Raw genomic sequence first — 14555 nt, forward strand, 5'->3', positions numbered from 1 at the left:
CCTTGCGCGGAGCTTCGTGTGAACCTCAAGAGCGCTACACGAGGCCCATCTTCGCGGCCTCCAGCGTGGCTTCGGCGCGCGAATTGACCCGAAGCTTGCGGTAGATGTCCTTCACGTAACCCGAGGTGGTGTGGGGCGACAGCCCCAGTGCGGCTGCAGTCTGCTGCACCGTGTAGCCCTTGGCGATGAGCTGCAGCACCTCGGCCTCGCGGGCAGTAAGCGCTTCCGAGGCAGTCGTGTTCGCCGGGGTCTCCGGCCGCTGGAACTGCCGCAGCAGTCGGCGAGCGATGCTGGGCGAAAGCGGCGGTTGGCCGTCGAGAATGCCACGCAGCATGCGCGCGAGTTCGCGTGCGGGCAGGTCCTTCAGCACATAGCCCTGGGCGCCCGCGCGCAGCGCCGGAAACACATGGGCATCGTCATCGAACACGGTGCTGACCACGCACAGCGTGGCCGCACCGCTGCGCTGCAGACTTTCGATGATGCGCGTGCCGTTGCCATCGGGCAGCCCCAGATCGATCAGCGCAAGCGCGGGCGGCGCCGGCAGGCGAGCAAGCACGCGGTTGGCCTCGGCGATATCGCCGGCCTCATGGATGTCGATGCCCGCGAACGCTTCGCTCAGGGCAGCGCGCAACCACGCCCGCGCGGGCGCGAGGTCATCGACCAGCAGCGCGCTGCGCGGCGATGTCGAACCGGGTTCCTGCACGCTCATGGCCCGCCCTCGGGCAGCGGGAAGCGCAGCACGATCTTGGTTCCGCCCTGGGTGCCCGGTGTCCAGTCGATCTGGCCCTTCAGTTCGGCGGCGCGACTGCGCATGCTGTCCATGCCGCGTCCTTCACGCAGGTCCGCGGGCGTGCCGAAGCCATCGTCGGTCACATCCAGCAGCAGATGTGCGCCGTCAGGGCGGGCCCGCAGGCGAAGGCGGCGCACCTTGGCATGACGTATCGCATTGCTGATGCCCTCGCGAACGATGCGATGCAGATGCAGCGCCTGACCGGAATCCAGCTGCGGGTCGGGCAAGCCGTCGGCCTGCTCCCAGACGAGTTCCGCTTCGACCGCCCACAGCCGCTGTCGCGCTTCTGCCTCGATGTCGGCAAGCACATCCGACAGCCTGCCCGGCTCGCCGCGCGAACGGCTGACGACGTCGCGCAGGTTCTGCAGCGCGGCGCGAGCCTGATCGGCATGCTCGGGGCTTGGCGCGGTGTAGATCATCTGCAGCAGATGCGAGCCGAGATCGTCGTGCAGATCACGATGAATGCGCTCCCGCTCTTCCAGGGCTGTCTGCTGGCGGACGCGCGCGCGCTCGGCCCGGGACTGTTCGGCGAACAGGGCCTGCTGGGCGGCAAGCCGCGCCAGGAGCCGCTGGCGCTCCCGCCACAGCCATCCACAGACGGCCAGGGCGATGAGTGCCAACGCAGAAAGCACCGCAGCCACTCAGCGCTCCCCGAGGATCGCTTCGTACTGGTTCAGGACCCGCTGCGTCCGCGGGTGATCTTCGCCCAAAGTCGCACGCAGGACGGCCAGACTGGTCTCGAAGCCCTCGCGCGCTTCGATGAAGCGCCCGAGTTCGGCCATGCACTGCGCGCGGTTGCCCATGAACATCCCGGTGTAGACATGCTCGGCGCCCAGCGACTGGCGTGCGCGTTCGACCAGGGTGTCGAAATGGCGCAGGGCTTGGTCCAGCTGCCGCGCATCCATGCGCAGCATGGCGAGATTGTTCAGCACGCCCAGCGCTTCCGGCGCCTCGAGTCGGCCCAGCGAGCGGTAGAGCTCGAGGGTCGCGGCATGCAGGTCGGCGGCCTCGTCGATCCGACCTTGCTTTTCCAGCGCCAGGGCAAGGGTGTCGCGGGCATTCAGCGCGAGACGGTGATCGGGTCCGAAGCGGTCGCTCAGGCCCTCCAGCGCGGAGCGTGCAAGGTCCTCGCTGCGCTTGGCCTCGCCCTGGTTGACCAGGGCGGTGGCCAGGTTCAATCCGCTGCTGAGGGTGGAGGGGTGGGTCTCGCCGAGCATGCGGCGTCGCGCCGTGTACACGTCCTCGAGATCAGCCAAGGCGCCTGTCTCGTCGCCCAAGCGGAACTTGAGCGTGGCGGCGAGGTTGCGGGCGTACAGCGTTTGCGGATGGTCTGCTCCGTAGCGCAGCAGATAGGCGCTGACCGAGGCGGCATTGACCTCGGCGGCTTCGGCGAAGCGTCCCAGCAGCTGCAGCACGGATGCCAGATCGTGGCGCAGGGCGAGAGTGATCCGGTGGCTGGCGCCGAGGCTCGTGTCGGCGCGCTGCAGCGCTGTCTGCAGGTCGGCAAGCGCGCTCTCGCGCTCCCCCTTTTCGATGCGGGCACGCAGGCGGATCTGTTCGATGTCCAGCTGCTGCTCGGCGGGTATCGCGTCGTCGAACTGCTTGAGCAGTGCCTCGGCTCGCGGATCGATGGCATCGAACTGGCCGCTGACGAGATCGGCATTGAGTCGCTGGATCGCAAGCCGCAGGCGGAGATCCGCCATCGTTTCGCCTTCGGGCAGCGCCAAAGCCGCTTCCAGCAGCTCCGCCGCGCGCTGGCCGTCGGACAGGCCCAGGTGGGCATCGGCCAGCGCGCCGAGCAGTCGGGCCCGGGTCACGACGGGCATGCTGGCATCGGCCTGCAGGGCCTCGCCTGCGCCGAACAGCAGTTCATTGACCCGCAACTCCCTGCCCAGGCTGCGCTCGGGGTCAGCGGACTGCAGCATGCTGGTGAGGAAGTCGCCAATCGCCTGCGCCTCGGTGGCGCGCGCCTCGGCTTCGGCGCGGGCCTTGTTCTCGGACCACGCGAAGCGCAGCGAAACGGCAGTCGCCGCGACGAGCACACAGGCGATACCCGCCACAGCGATGCTCAGCGCGCGATGGCGCCGGGTGAAGCGGCCAATCAGATAGGCCGGTGTGGGCGCGCGTGCGCTGACGGGGCGGCTTTCCAGCACCGCGTGCAGATCGGCCGCGAGCGCATCGACGCTGGCATAGCGACGCCCTCGCTCGGGCGCGATCGCCTTCATCACGACCTCGCCCAGGTCACCCTGCGCGTGTCGGCTCAGGGACGCCAGCGGCGGCGGATCGCCCGCGCGGACGATGTCGAGCGCCTCGAAAGCGGAGGCCGTGCGCAGACGCGGATAGGGCAGCTGGCCGCCGAGCAGTTCGTAGGCGATCACGCCCAGCGCGTAGACGTCGCCGCGCACGTCCACCGGTTCGCCGGCCAGCTGCTCCGGCGCCATGTAGGGCAGGGTGCCGAGGATCTGGCCGGCGACGGTCAGCGTCGGGTCACGGCTCTCCCCGGTTTGCAGGAGGCGGGCGATGCCGAAGTCGAGCACGCGCGTACTGCCGTCCGGCGCCACGAACACGTTCGAGGGTTTGAGATCGCGATGCAGCACGCCGCGGCCGTGGGCGTACTGCACGGCCGCGCAGATCGACAGCAGCACGCGCAGGAGCGTCTCGCGATCGGGCTGCGCACGCGCGACCCAGCGGGCGAGGTCCTCGCCGGGCACCAGCTCCATCGACAGCCAGGGAAGTCCGCTGTGCACGTCGACGCCGGTGGCGTAGAGGCGAGCGATACCGGGATGCTCCAGCTGCGCCAGCAGCTCGATCTCGCGCGCGAAGCGCTCCAGCGCCGCGCGCGTCGGCAGGCCGGCGACCTTCAGCGCGACTTCGCGCAGCGGCGCGTGCTCCAGCGCGCGATAGACGCGGCCCATGCCGCCCTCGCCGAGCAGGCCGAGAATCCGAAACGGGCCGATACGCTCCGGCAGGCCGTGGGCGGCCTCCACGCCGGGCTCGGAGTCGAGTGCGCGTGTCGTCGGGTCTTCCGGTCCTGCCGTCATCGCGTCCCCCGCGTGTGGTGTCGATCAGCCGGCGCGGCTGGCGATCCGCGCCCGTCCCGCCTTGCTGCCGTTTGGACGACCCAGCGCCTCGGCCAGCCACTGGCCGGTCCCGGCGAGGCCATCGGCATCGACGCCGTGCGTGAAGCCCAGGCCTTCCAGCAGATAGAGCACGTCCTCGCTGGCGACATTGCCTGAAGCGCCCTTGGCGTAAGGGCAACCGCCGGCGCCGCTGACGGCTGAATCCACCACGCGCACACCGGCCTCAAGGCAGGCGGCGATGTTGGCGATGGCTTGCCCATAGGTGTCGTGGAAATGCACGGCGAGCGCGGACATCGGAACGACGCTGGCCACGGCTTCGAGCATCGCTCGCGCCTTCCGCGGCGTGCCGACGCCGATGGTGTCGCCCAGCGAGATCTCGTAGCAGCCCATCGCGTGCAGACGCTGCGCGACGCGCACGACCTCCGCCACCGGCACCTCGCCCTGGTAAGGGCAGCCGAGCACGGTCGAGACATAGCCGCGCACGGCGATGCCGTCGGCGCGGGCGGCCTCGATCACCGGCGCGAAGCGCTGCAGGCTCTCTTCGATGCCGGCGTTGATGTTCTTCTGCGAGAAGGCTTCCGAGGCCGCGCCAAACACCGCGATCTCTTCGACGCCGACCGCCTTGGCGCGCTCATAGCCCTGCAGGTTCGGCACCAGCACCGGATAGCGCACGCCGGGCCGGCGCGCGATCGCGCTGAACACCTCGGCGGCATCGGCCAGCTGCGGCACCCACTTCGGGCTGACGAAGCTGGTGGCTTCGACCGTCTGCAGGCCGGTGGCGGCCAGGCGCTCGATCAGCTCGATCTTGAGTGCGGCCGGCAGCAGGGTCTTCTCGTTCTGCAGGCCATCGCGCGGGCCGACTTCGACGATGCGTACGTGGTCCATGGATGTTCCTTGGTGTCAGCGCCGCGCGCGCATCAGTTCGGCTTCGATCTCGGCCAGCGTGCGCCGACTGCGCTCCAGCACGATGGAGGCCTTGCGCTCGAACAGGCCGGGGGTGTCGACGATGCGCAGCATGTCTTCGCGGGTGCCGCGCACGTAGACGTGCAGCTCGTTGAGCGTGGACGAGACCGTGCCTTCGAGGACGCCGTCGATGATCATCCGTGCGGCGGCGCGGTCGTCGACCTTGTGGATCTCGAGCTTCGCGCCGCGCAGGCGGTAGCGGGCGATGAAGAAGTTGCGCGTCGGCACCGGCGTGACGCCGTGCACGGGCGGCAGGCTCACCAGATCCTGCAGGGCGGCATCCGCCACCACCACGTAGCGCTGGCCGCGGTGCTCGACGTAGTTCAGCGGAACCGGCGCCTGCCGCAGGGGGCCGCCGTCTTCGAGCTGGGAGAGCAGAAAGCTGCGGCACTGATCGTCAACCAGAAGCCCGGCGACCTGGCTGTCTTCGGAACGGTCCAGCCACACGCCTTTCCACGCTTCATCGCAGCGCTGAATGCGCTCGCCCGGCGGCGACTCGAAGCGGGTCTCGACGCAGCCCGCGAGCATCAGCGCACACAGCGCGAGCAGCAGCGGGCGCATCACTCGGCGGACTCCAGCCGCAGCAGCACCGCATCGGCTTCGACGAAGTCACCCGCCTTGACCTGCACGGCTTCGACCACGCCGGCGCGCGGCGCGCGCAGGCTCAGCTCCATCTTCATCGCTTCCATCACCAGCAGCACCTGCTCGGCCTCGACGCGATCACCCGCCGCCACGTTGACCAGGACGATGCGGCCCGGCATCGGCGCGCGCAGGCGGTCGGCATCGCCGCTGCTTGCCTCGCCCTCGAACTCGAAGGAGGGCCGCTGCTGCAGGCTCCAGCGTTCGGCGCCGTCATGCAGCAGGGCGCGGGTGCCGTCGAGCTGGCAGAGAAAGCGGCGCAGCCGGCCGTTGATGCGCAGGCTCAGGCTGTCGGCGCCGAGCTGGGCGTCGCGGACTTCGACGCGGCGGTCACCGATGCGGATCTCGTAGTTGCCCGCGCTGCCGGCGACGTGAAGCTCGGCGCGCCCGCCGGGCGCATCCAGCACCAGCAGGCGATCACCGGTATGGCCGCCGCGCCAGCTGTCGGCCAGCGCCCAGGGCGAATCCGGCTCGGCGCTGCGCGCGGCCTCGGCGTGTACTTGTGCGTGCTCGCCCAGCAGCAGGGCGGCGGCGCCCGCAGCCAGCAGCTCGGGAGAGGCCTCACGCGCGCCGGGAAGCACCTGGTCCAGATGACGATCGAGGTAGCCGGTGTCGATGGTGGCATCGACCACCGCGGGATGGCGGATCAGCCGCTCCAGGAACTCGATGTTCGATTTCGGACCTTCGATGCGCGAGCGCGCCAGCGCATCGGCCAGCCGCGCCAGCGCCTGCGGACGATCCGGCGCGTGCACGATGAGCTTGGCGATCATAGGGTCGTAGAACACGCTGACGGTATCGCCCTCGATCACGCCGCCGTCGATGCGCACGCCGGGCAGGCCCTGCGGCAGCTGCAGACGTTCGATGCGGCCGGAGCCTGGCAGGAAGCCGGCTTCGGGGTCTTCGGCATACAGCCGCACTTCGATGGCGTGGCCGCGGCTTTCGATCTGCTCCTGCGACTTCGGCAGGCGCTCGCCGGCGGCGACGCGCAGCTGCCATTCGACCAGATCCAGGCCGGTCACTTCCTCGGTGACCGGATGCTCGACCTGCAGGCGGGTGTTGATCTCCATGAAGTAGAAGTCGCCGGCCGGGCCGACGATGAACTCCACGGTGCCGGCGTTGACGTAGTCGATGGCGCGCGCGGCCAGCACGGCGGCGGCGCCCATCTCGGCGCGGCGCTCGGCGGTGAGGAAGGGCGAGGGCGATTCCTCGATCACCTTCTGGTAGCGGCGCTGCGCCGAGCACTCGCGTTCGTTCAGATGGATCACGTCGCCGTGGCTGTCACCGAAGACCTGGATCTCGATGTGGCGCGGGGTTTCGACGTAGCGCTCCAGCAGCACGCGGTCGCGGCCGAAGGCGTTGGCCGCCTCGCGCTGGCAGCTTTCCAGATTCGGCAGGAACTCGGCCGTTGAGCGCACGATGCGCATGCCCTTGCCGCCGCCGCCGTGGGCGGCCTTGATCATCAGCGGGTAGCCGATGCGCTCGGCCTCGGCGGCGAGGCGGTCGCGCGACTGGTCCTCGCCGGTGTAGCCCGGCACCACCGGCACGCCGGCCGCGGCCATCAGCTCCTTGGCGCCGGCCTTCGAGCCCATCTTGCGCATCGAAGCGCCCGAGGGGCCGATGAAGACCAGGCCGGCGGCGGCGACGGCGTCGGCGAAGTCGGCGTTCTCGGACAGAAAACCGTAGCCGGGATGGATGGCTTCGGCGCCGGTGGCGCGCGCGGCCTCCAGAATCGCCTCGGGCCGCAGATAGCTCTCGCGCGGAGCGGAGCCGCCGATGTGCACGGCGACGTCGGCCAGCCGTGCATGCTGGGCGCCCGCATCGGCGTCGGAATAGACGGCGACGGTACGGATGCCCAAGCGGCGGCAGGTGCGGATGATGCGGCAGGCGATCTCGCCGCGGTTGGCGATCAGGACGGAAGCGAAGGGCATGCGGGAGCGTCTCGCACGGCCCGCGGGGCTGGGGGCCGCTTCAAGGCCCGCTAGTTTCGGGGATTCGCCCGCGCTTGGCTATGTGTCGCAGGGCGGTGGCGCAGGCCTGCGGAGACTACAGCCCGCTCAGCGCACGCAGCTCGGTGCAGGGCTGGCCGCGCTCCCACAGTTCGTCGAATTCGTTCTGCAGCTGGCGACGGCGGCCTTCCGCCTGCAGGCTGGCGCTGCCCTCGAAGCGGCTGGCCAGCGGGCGCAGGAAGAAGCCGCCGGCATCGTTCAGCAGCAGGGCCATCGGGTTCTGCTGGTCGATGGGCTCGCTGACCTGGCGAACGTGGATGAGGCTGGTCAAGCGCTGCATCAGCGGCAGCCAGGGGTGCTGGGCGCGCTGCAGGCTGGCAGGTTCCTGCAGCAGCAGGCGCACCTCGACGCCGCGGCCGCGGGCCAGCAGCTGGCGCAGGGCTTCGACCGCTTCCGGCGTGCCCAGCAGCACCGGGTCGAGGTCGCGGGCGAACACGCACAGCCGGTGCCGAGCGCGCCGCACGAGCTGCAGGCTGATTTCGCGGGCCTCGTGCTCGCTGTCGATGGTGAGCAGTTCGGGGCCGGCGCTGCGCGGGATTTCGTCTTCGCTCAAGCCACGCCGCATGTGCACATGCTCGATGCCGGCCTCGAAGAAGTGCTCGCCGTAGGCTTCGAAACCGTGGCGCGCGTAGAACTCACGCGCATGCACCTGCGAGTGCAGCTCGACCTGCTGAAGGCCGCGCGCGCGGGCGATCTCGACCAGGCGCTCCAGCATCACCCCGCCGACGCCGCGCCCGCGCCACGCCTCGAGCACGGCCATGCGGCCGATGCGGCCGTCCGGCATCAGCCGGCCGGTGCCAATCGCCTCGCCCTCGGCGCTGCGCGCGAGCACGTGTTGGCACAGCGGATCGAGCGCGTCGAGTTCGATGTCCAGCGGAACGTTCTGGCCACGCACGAAGACCTCCTCGCGGATCGCGCGCAGGCTGTCGAAATCGCGGCGGTAGTCGGCGGGCTCGACGGTGAAGCCTTCGGGAATGGCTGCGCTCATGCGGAACTCGCGGAAGGAATCGGCTGGAAGGGCAGCGGCATGGGGCGCTCAGCGCGCGCGCGGCTTGCGCGCCGGCTGCAGGATCAGATGCCCGGCCTGCAGCAGCGCCCAGGCGCTGTCGCGGTCCTGCGGCTTGAGGGCGTTCCAGTCGGCGCCGACCAGCGCATCGCCCCGCGCCAGGCGCTTGGCGCCCGCCAGGCTGCAGGGATAGGCCTCGCCGTGCACGAACAGCAGCGCAGCGCGGCCCTGTCGCGCCCAGGCGCTACGGCTGAAGGGATGCCAGCCGAGCTGACCGCCGGCCGCGAGCGTGTCGTCAAGCTTGCTGCGGCTGGGCAGGCGCGGGCCGGGCTGCGGCGTGCCGGCGTTGCGGTAGGCGGTGATGAAGCGCCCGAACCAGCGGCCCAGCGCTTCGTCGTCCATCGCCAGCAGCGGGGCCAGCGCGTCGCGCACGCGGGCCAGCGCCTGGGCGTCGATCTCGGCACAGTCGCTGGCCGGGCTCAGGTCCGGATCGACATAGCGCAGCTCTTCGGTGAGCTGGGCGCCCAGCTCGTCCGCGAGATCGGTGACCAGCTCGTTGACGGACGGTGCGCGCATGCCCAGCGACAGGGTCAGGCAGGGCGTTTCGGCGACACCGTGGTGGGGTACGCCGGGCGGCAGGTAGAGCACGTCGCCGGGGCCGAGCACCCAGTCGTGGCTGGGCGTGAACTGCTGCAGCAGGCGCAGCTGCGCGCCCTCGCGGAAGGTCTTGGGTGCTGCAGGATCAACGTCGATCTGCCAGCGCCGCTCGCCCAGGCCCTGCATCAGAAACACGTCGTACTGGTCGACGTGCGGGCCGACCGAGCCTCCCGGCACCGCATAGCTGATCATGATGTCGTCGATGCGCCAGCGCGGCAGGAAGCCGTAGTGCTGCTTCAGCGCCGCGACATCGGCGTCCCACTTGTCGACGTCCTGCACCAGCAGGGTCCAGTCGCGCTCGCCGAGACTCGCGAAGCGTTCCTCGGGAAGCGGGCCGGTCTCCAGCGCGTACTGGTCCTTGCGGCGGTCGTGCAGGACCAGACGCGACAGCGCGCCGTCTTCGCAGGCGAGGCCGGCCAGATCCTCGGGCGTGATCGGACAGGCCAGATCGGCGAAGGCGCCGCGGATCAGCAGGGGGCGCTTCTGCCAGTAGTCGCGCAGGAAGGCCGCCGGGGCCATGCCGAGGCGCTGCTTGGCGCTGGCCTGCACTTCGATCGGCAGGGTCGACGCACTGGCGCGCTTGCGGGGAGCGATCGCCATCTCAGATCGCCTTCGCGAGCTTTGCCGCGAGGCCGGTGTAATCGCTCGGCGTCAGCATCAGGAGGCGCGACTTGTCGTGCTCGGGCAGGTCCAGCGAGGCGATGAAGGCGCGCATCGATTCCTGGGTGATGCCGTGGCCGCGGGTCAGCGCCTTCAGCTGCTCATAGGGGTTGGGCAGGCCGTGGCGGCGCATCACCGTTTGCACGGGTTCGGCCAGCACCTCCCAGGCCGCGTCGAGGTCGGCCGCCAGGCGATCCGGATCCGCCGAGAGTTTGTTCAGGCCGCGCATCAAGGCATCGATGGCGATCAGGCTGTGGGCGAAGGCAACGCCCAGGGCGCGCAGCACGGTGGAGTCGGTCAGGTCGCGCTGCCAGCGGCTGATCGGCAGCTTGGCCGCGAAGTGCTCGAGCAGGCCGTTGGCGATGCCGAAGTTGCCCTCCGCGTTCTCGAAGTCGATCGGGTTGACCTTGTGCGGCATGGTCGAGCTGCCGACTTCGCCGGCCTTCACTGCCTGCTTGAAATAGCCCAGCGAAATGTAGCCCCAGACATCGCGGCAGAAGTCGATGCCGATCGTGTTGATGCGGCGCTGCACGTCGCAGAGTTCGGCGATGCAGTCGTGCGGCTCGATCTGGGTGGTGTAGGGGTTGAAGTGCAGGCCCAGGCCTTCCACCAGCGTCTTCGCGAGCCCCGCCCAGTCGACCTCGGGGTAGGCCACCACATGCGCGTTGTAGTTGCCGACCGCGCCATTGATCTTGCCCTGCAGCTCGACTGCGTCCAGCTGCTTGAGCTGGCGACGCAGGCGCGCCAGCACGTTGGCGATTTCCTTGCCGACCGTGGTCGGCGAGGCGGTCTGGCCGTGCGTGCGCGAGAGCATCGGCAGCTCGGCATGGGCGTGCGCCAGCTCGCGCAGCTTGGCATCGAGCTTGCCCAGCGCCGGCTGCAGCACCTCGCGACGGGCCTCGGCCAGCATCAGCGAGTAGCTGAGGTTGTTGATGTCTTCCGAGGTGCAGGCGAAGTGCACGAACTCCAGCGCGGGCCCCAGTTCGGCGTCCCCGCGCAGGCGCTCCTTGATGAAGTACTCCACCGCCTTGACGTCGTGGTTGGTGGTGCGCTCGATCTCCTTGACCCGCTCGGCGGCGGCCACCGAGAAGCTCGCGGCGAGATCGCGCAGACGCGCGACAGCGTCTGAAGAGAAAGGCTTGAGCTCGGGAATGCCCGGATGCGCGGCCAGGGCCAGCAGCCACTCGACCTCGACGCGGACGCGGGCGCGGATCAGACCGTACTCGGAAAACACCGGCCGCAGGGCGTCGACCTTGGCGCCGTAGCGGCCATCGACGGGGGACAGGGCGGTCAGCGGGGAGAGGGCAGTGGACATGGCGCTCGCGCAGGCGGGGAGGGGAGGCCGCGGATTTTACGCTGCATGGCCCTCCGCGTCGGCTTCGCTGTCCCGCGCGGGCGTAGGATCGGGGCTTTCCCGTACCGGAGAACCGCCATGGCCAAGCCCCGGATCGAACGCGACAGCCTCGGAGAGCTCGCAGTCCCCGCCGAGGCCCTGTGGGGCGCGCAGACCCAGCGCGCGGTGCAGAACTTCCCGATTTCGGGCCAGCGCATGCCGGCGGGCTTCATTCGCGCGCTGGCGCTGATCAAGTCGGCCGCGGCGCGCGCCAACGCCGATCTCGGCCTGCTTGAAGCCAAGCTCGCCGAGGCAATCGGAGTGGCCGCGGCCGAAGTCGCCGAGGGTCGGCATGCCGCGCAGTTTCCGGTCGACGTGTTCCAGACCGGCTCCGGCACCAGCAGCAACATGAATATCAACGAGGTGCTGGCGGCGCTGGCGAAGAAGCGCCTGCGCAAGCCGGTCTCGCCGAACGACCACGTCAACATGGCGCAGAGCTCGAACGACGTGGTGCCCAGCGCCATCCAGGTGGCCGCGTCGCTGGCCCTGCGCGAGCAGCTGCTGCCGGCGCTGAAAGCGTTGAAGAAGACGATCGGCAAGCGCGCCGAGGCGCTGGCGGACGTGCCCAAGACCGGGCGCACCCACCTGATGGACGCGATGCCGCTGACCTTCGGCCAGGAGCTCGGCGCCTGGGCCGCGCAGCTCACCGGCGCGCGCGAGCGCATCGAGCAGGAGGCCGAGCGCCTGCGCTTCCTGCCGCTGTCGGGCACGGCGATCGGCACCGGCATCAATGCGCATCCGCAGTTCGGCAAGCGCGCCTGCCGCGCCCTGCAGGCGCTGGCGGGCATCAAGTTCCGCCCCGCCGAGAATCTGTTCGCCGGCATCGCCGGACAGGACGCGGCGCTTGGGCTGTCGGCGCAGCTGAACGGGCTGGCGGCGATCCTGATGAAGATCGCCAATGACCTGCGCTGGATGAACTCAGGTCCCTTGGCGGGCTTGGGCGAGATCGAGCTGCCGACCCTGCAGCCCGGCAGCTCGATCATGCCGGGCAAGGTGAATCCGGTGATTCCCGAAGCCGTGGCCATGGTCTGCGCGCAGGCGATGGGCGCACACGTCACGGTGACGATCGCCGCGCAGAGCGGCAACTTTCAGCTGAACGTGATGCTGCCGCTGATCGCGCACCACCTGCTGCAGTCGATCGAGCTGCTGGCGAACGCCATGCGCCTGCTGGGCGAGCGCGCGATCGCAGGCTTCCGCGTGCGCGCGGATCGGATTGATGACGCGCTGGCGCGCAACCCGATCTTGGTGACCGCGCTGAATCCGGTGATCGGCTATGCCAAGGGGGCGGAGATCGCGAAGCGGGCCTATGCCGAAGGCCGGCCGCTGATCGACGTCGCCGAGGAGGTGAGCGGTCTGCCGCGCGCGCAGCTGGTCGAGCTGCTTGACCCGCGCGCGCTGACCCGCGGCGGCGTGCAGGGTGGGGGCGCGGCCGGCGGCTGATACACCGGACGCTCCCTCCAAGCGCGGTCAGCCCGCCAAAGCCTCACTGCCGCCCACGGCCTGGGCGGCGCGATCGCGGCCGCCCTTCTTGGCGAGGTAGAGGGCCTTGTCGGCGAGAGCGATCAGGCGCTCCGGCGAGAGCTGGCCACTGGGGACGCGCGTGGCCACGCCGATGCTGATGCTGACGGTGCCCTTGGGCGAATGGGCATGGGCGATGGTCAGACGCTCGACATTCGAGCGCACCGTCTCGGCGATCTCCATGGCGTGTGCGGCGGTGGTCTCTGGCAGCAGCAGGGCGAATTCCTCGCCACCGTAGCGCGCGGCCAGTTCGCAGGGGCGGCGGATCGCGAATTGCAGAGCGCTACTGATGCGTCGCAGGCACTCGTCACCCTGCAGGTGGCCGTAGTTGTCGTTGTAGGGCTTGAAGTGGTCGACGTCGCACATCAGCAGCGACAGCGGGTGGCGCTGGCGCTCGCCGCGATCCCACTCGCTGCGCAGGACGGTATCGAAGTGTCGCCGGTTGGCAAGCCCCGTCAGGCCGTCCATGGCGGACAGGCGCATCAGCTCGCGGTTGACCTGGTCGAGCTGGTGGGTGGTTTCCAGGAGCTTGTCGCGCATCTGGGCGATGCGCGACATCGCCCGCACCTTGGCGGCGAACACGATCGGGTTGATGGGCTTGACCAGATAGTCGTCGCCGCCGGCCTCGATACCGGCTTCCAGATCGGCATCGCTGGCGCGGCCGGTCAGGAACACGATCGGGGTCCAGTCGCCGGGGCCCTCATGCGCGCGGATCCGTCGGGCCACGTCCAGGCCGTCGATGTCGGGCAGCACCACGTCCAGCAGAATCAGGTCCGGCCGGCGCTGGGCGTAAAGGCTGAGGCCCGCCTCGCCGGTTTCGGCCTGGATGGGTTCGATGCCGATCTCGCGCAGCAGGTGGGCGATCATCGCCTGGCTGGTGCGCGAGTCCTCGATGACAAGCGCCCTCACGCGTCCCCACCCCGGACCGGGCCGGTGGCCGAAGGCTGGCTTGCACTGCTGGACATGCTCGCCCCCGTGGCGGCCGTTGGAACTGGCCTTCGGTGATGCAAGTCCCGCGCCGCGGCCGCCGCCGAGCGCTCGGCGGGCGCGTGAGGTTCGGGCTCAGCGCCAGTGTTCGGCTACCCAGGCGGTGGGGTGCACCTTGCGGTACCACTTGCCGCTGACGCCGGCGATGGCGTCGGGCGGGTTGGGCTTGCCGTGGAAGGCGATGATCTTCGCGCCTTCGGGCAGGCGCGGCGGCTGGAACCAGCACAGGATCCCCGGCCGCACGCAGTGGCGCTTGAAGCTGCGGCACCAGCTATCCGGCCAGTAGCTGACCTTGCCCTGGCGGCCGAGGTAGCCGGTGATGAACTCCTGCTCGTTGCGTACCTCGGACAGAGCCTTGTCCTTGTTGGCGGCGAGGTAGTCCAGCGCATCGGCATGCGCACCGATGGTGTAGCGGTAGACCGAGGTGTTGCCGGTGCCGTCGCGCTTGTCCCATTCCTTGATGACCACGAACTCGCCCGGTGGCTCGAAGAATTCGTCGAGGCTGTCGACGATCACCACGTCGAGGTCGATGAACAGGGTGGTGCCGCGCAGGTCGTAGAGCTCGCGCTTGAAGCTGGTGAGTTTCAGCCAGCCGTGGGCGAAGGTCCAGGGCAGGCGCTGGTCGAAATCGGCAAAGCCCACCTCGGGGATGTCGAACACCTCGATATCGGGCTCGATGCCGCTGCGGTCATCCGTCAGACAGACGAAGCGATGGGGGCGCTTGAGGTGGCGGCGCACCATCGAGCGCAGGCGGTTGACGTACTCCGGGCCGTATTTGCGGCCCCACTTGATGCACAGGACGTTGACCGGTTCCATCGCTGATCGCGCTCGCCATCGGGGTGGTTGCAAGGCCCGG

General features: G+C 69.8%; 12 protein-coding genes. 1 reads left to right on the forward strand and 11 read right to left on the reverse strand.

Annotated features, from left to right (window positions below; genetic code table 11):
• Positions 1 to 34: 34 nt before the first annotated feature.
• The 9 genes from BLP83_RS01645 to purB all read right to left on the reverse strand — a co-directional run bounded on the left by BLP83_RS01645 (position 35) and on the right by purB (position 11116).
• Positions 35 to 709, reverse strand: a complete 675-nt coding sequence (locus BLP83_RS01645) for a LuxR C-terminal-related transcriptional regulator (protein ID WP_091238011.1) — start codon at positions 707 to 709, stop codon at positions 35 to 37.
• Positions 706 to 1410, reverse strand: a complete 705-nt coding sequence (locus BLP83_RS01650; RefSeq protein ID WP_218121165.1) for a sensor histidine kinase — start codon at positions 1408 to 1410, stop codon at positions 706 to 708. The genes BLP83_RS01645 and BLP83_RS01650 overlap by 4 nt, the downstream gene beginning before the upstream one ends.
• Before the next feature lie 21 nt (positions 1411 to 1431).
• Positions 1432 to 3831, reverse strand: a complete 2400-nt coding sequence (locus BLP83_RS01655) for a serine/threonine-protein kinase (RefSeq protein ID WP_091238014.1) — start codon at positions 3829 to 3831, stop codon at positions 1432 to 1434.
• A gap of 24 nt (positions 3832 to 3855) precedes the next feature.
• Positions 3856 to 4755 (reverse strand): hydroxymethylglutaryl-CoA lyase, encoded by a 900-nt coding sequence (locus tag BLP83_RS01660; protein ID WP_091238015.1) that lies wholly within the window; start codon positions 4753 to 4755, stop codon positions 3856 to 3858.
• Positions 4756 to 4770: 15 nt separating this feature from the next.
• Complete coding sequence (locus BLP83_RS01665; RefSeq protein ID WP_091238017.1) at positions 4771 to 5394, reverse strand: hypothetical protein; 624 nt, start codon at positions 5392 to 5394, stop codon at positions 4771 to 4773.
• Positions 5394 to 7400, reverse strand: coding sequence for an acetyl/propionyl/methylcrotonyl-CoA carboxylase subunit alpha (locus BLP83_RS01670; RefSeq protein ID WP_091238019.1), 2007 nt, complete (start codon positions 7398 to 7400; stop codon positions 5394 to 5396). The genes BLP83_RS01665 and BLP83_RS01670 overlap by 1 nt, the downstream gene beginning before the upstream one ends.
• A 115-nt stretch (positions 7401 to 7515) precedes the next feature.
• The gene (locus tag BLP83_RS01675; protein ID WP_091238020.1) at positions 7516 to 8466 is read right to left on the reverse strand and encodes a GNAT family N-acetyltransferase; all 951 of its coding nucleotides are present in this window, start codon (positions 8464 to 8466) and stop codon (positions 7516 to 7518) included.
• A 48-nt stretch (positions 8467 to 8514) separates the two neighbouring features.
• Entirely contained in the window at positions 8515 to 9741 is a 1227-nt protein-coding gene (locus BLP83_RS01680; RefSeq protein WP_091238022.1) for a cupin domain-containing protein, read from the reverse strand.
• Position 9742: 1 nt separating this feature from the next.
• Positions 9743 to 11116 carry an adenylosuccinate lyase gene (gene purB, locus BLP83_RS01685; RefSeq protein ID WP_091238024.1) on the reverse strand — a complete coding sequence of 458 codons (1374 nt, stop codon included), beginning with the start codon at positions 11114 to 11116 and terminating at the stop codon, positions 9743 to 9745.
• 117 nt (positions 11117 to 11233) lie between these two features.
• Between purB and BLP83_RS01690 the strand changes: the two genes are divergently transcribed.
• A complete protein-coding gene (locus BLP83_RS01690) occupies positions 11234 to 12634 on the forward strand; it encodes a class II fumarate hydratase (RefSeq protein WP_091238026.1) in 1401 nt (466 codons plus the stop codon).
• 27 nt (positions 12635 to 12661) lie between these two features.
• Here BLP83_RS01690 and BLP83_RS01695 read toward each other — a convergent pair whose 3' ends face one another.
• Positions 12662 to 13621, reverse strand: a complete 960-nt coding sequence (locus BLP83_RS01695) for a diguanylate cyclase domain-containing protein (protein ID WP_091238028.1) — start codon at positions 13619 to 13621, stop codon at positions 12662 to 12664.
• 153 nt (positions 13622 to 13774) lie between these two features.
• The gene (locus BLP83_RS01700) at positions 13775 to 14515 is read right to left on the reverse strand and encodes a glycosyltransferase family protein (RefSeq protein WP_091238030.1); all 741 of its coding nucleotides are present in this window, start codon (positions 14513 to 14515) and stop codon (positions 13775 to 13777) included.
• Positions 14516 to 14555 lie beyond the last annotated feature (40 nt).

The sequence above is a fragment of the Aquimonas voraii genome, from assembly GCF_900101825.1.
Classification (GTDB): domain Bacteria; phylum Pseudomonadota; class Gammaproteobacteria; order Xanthomonadales; family Xanthomonadaceae; genus Aquimonas; species Aquimonas voraii.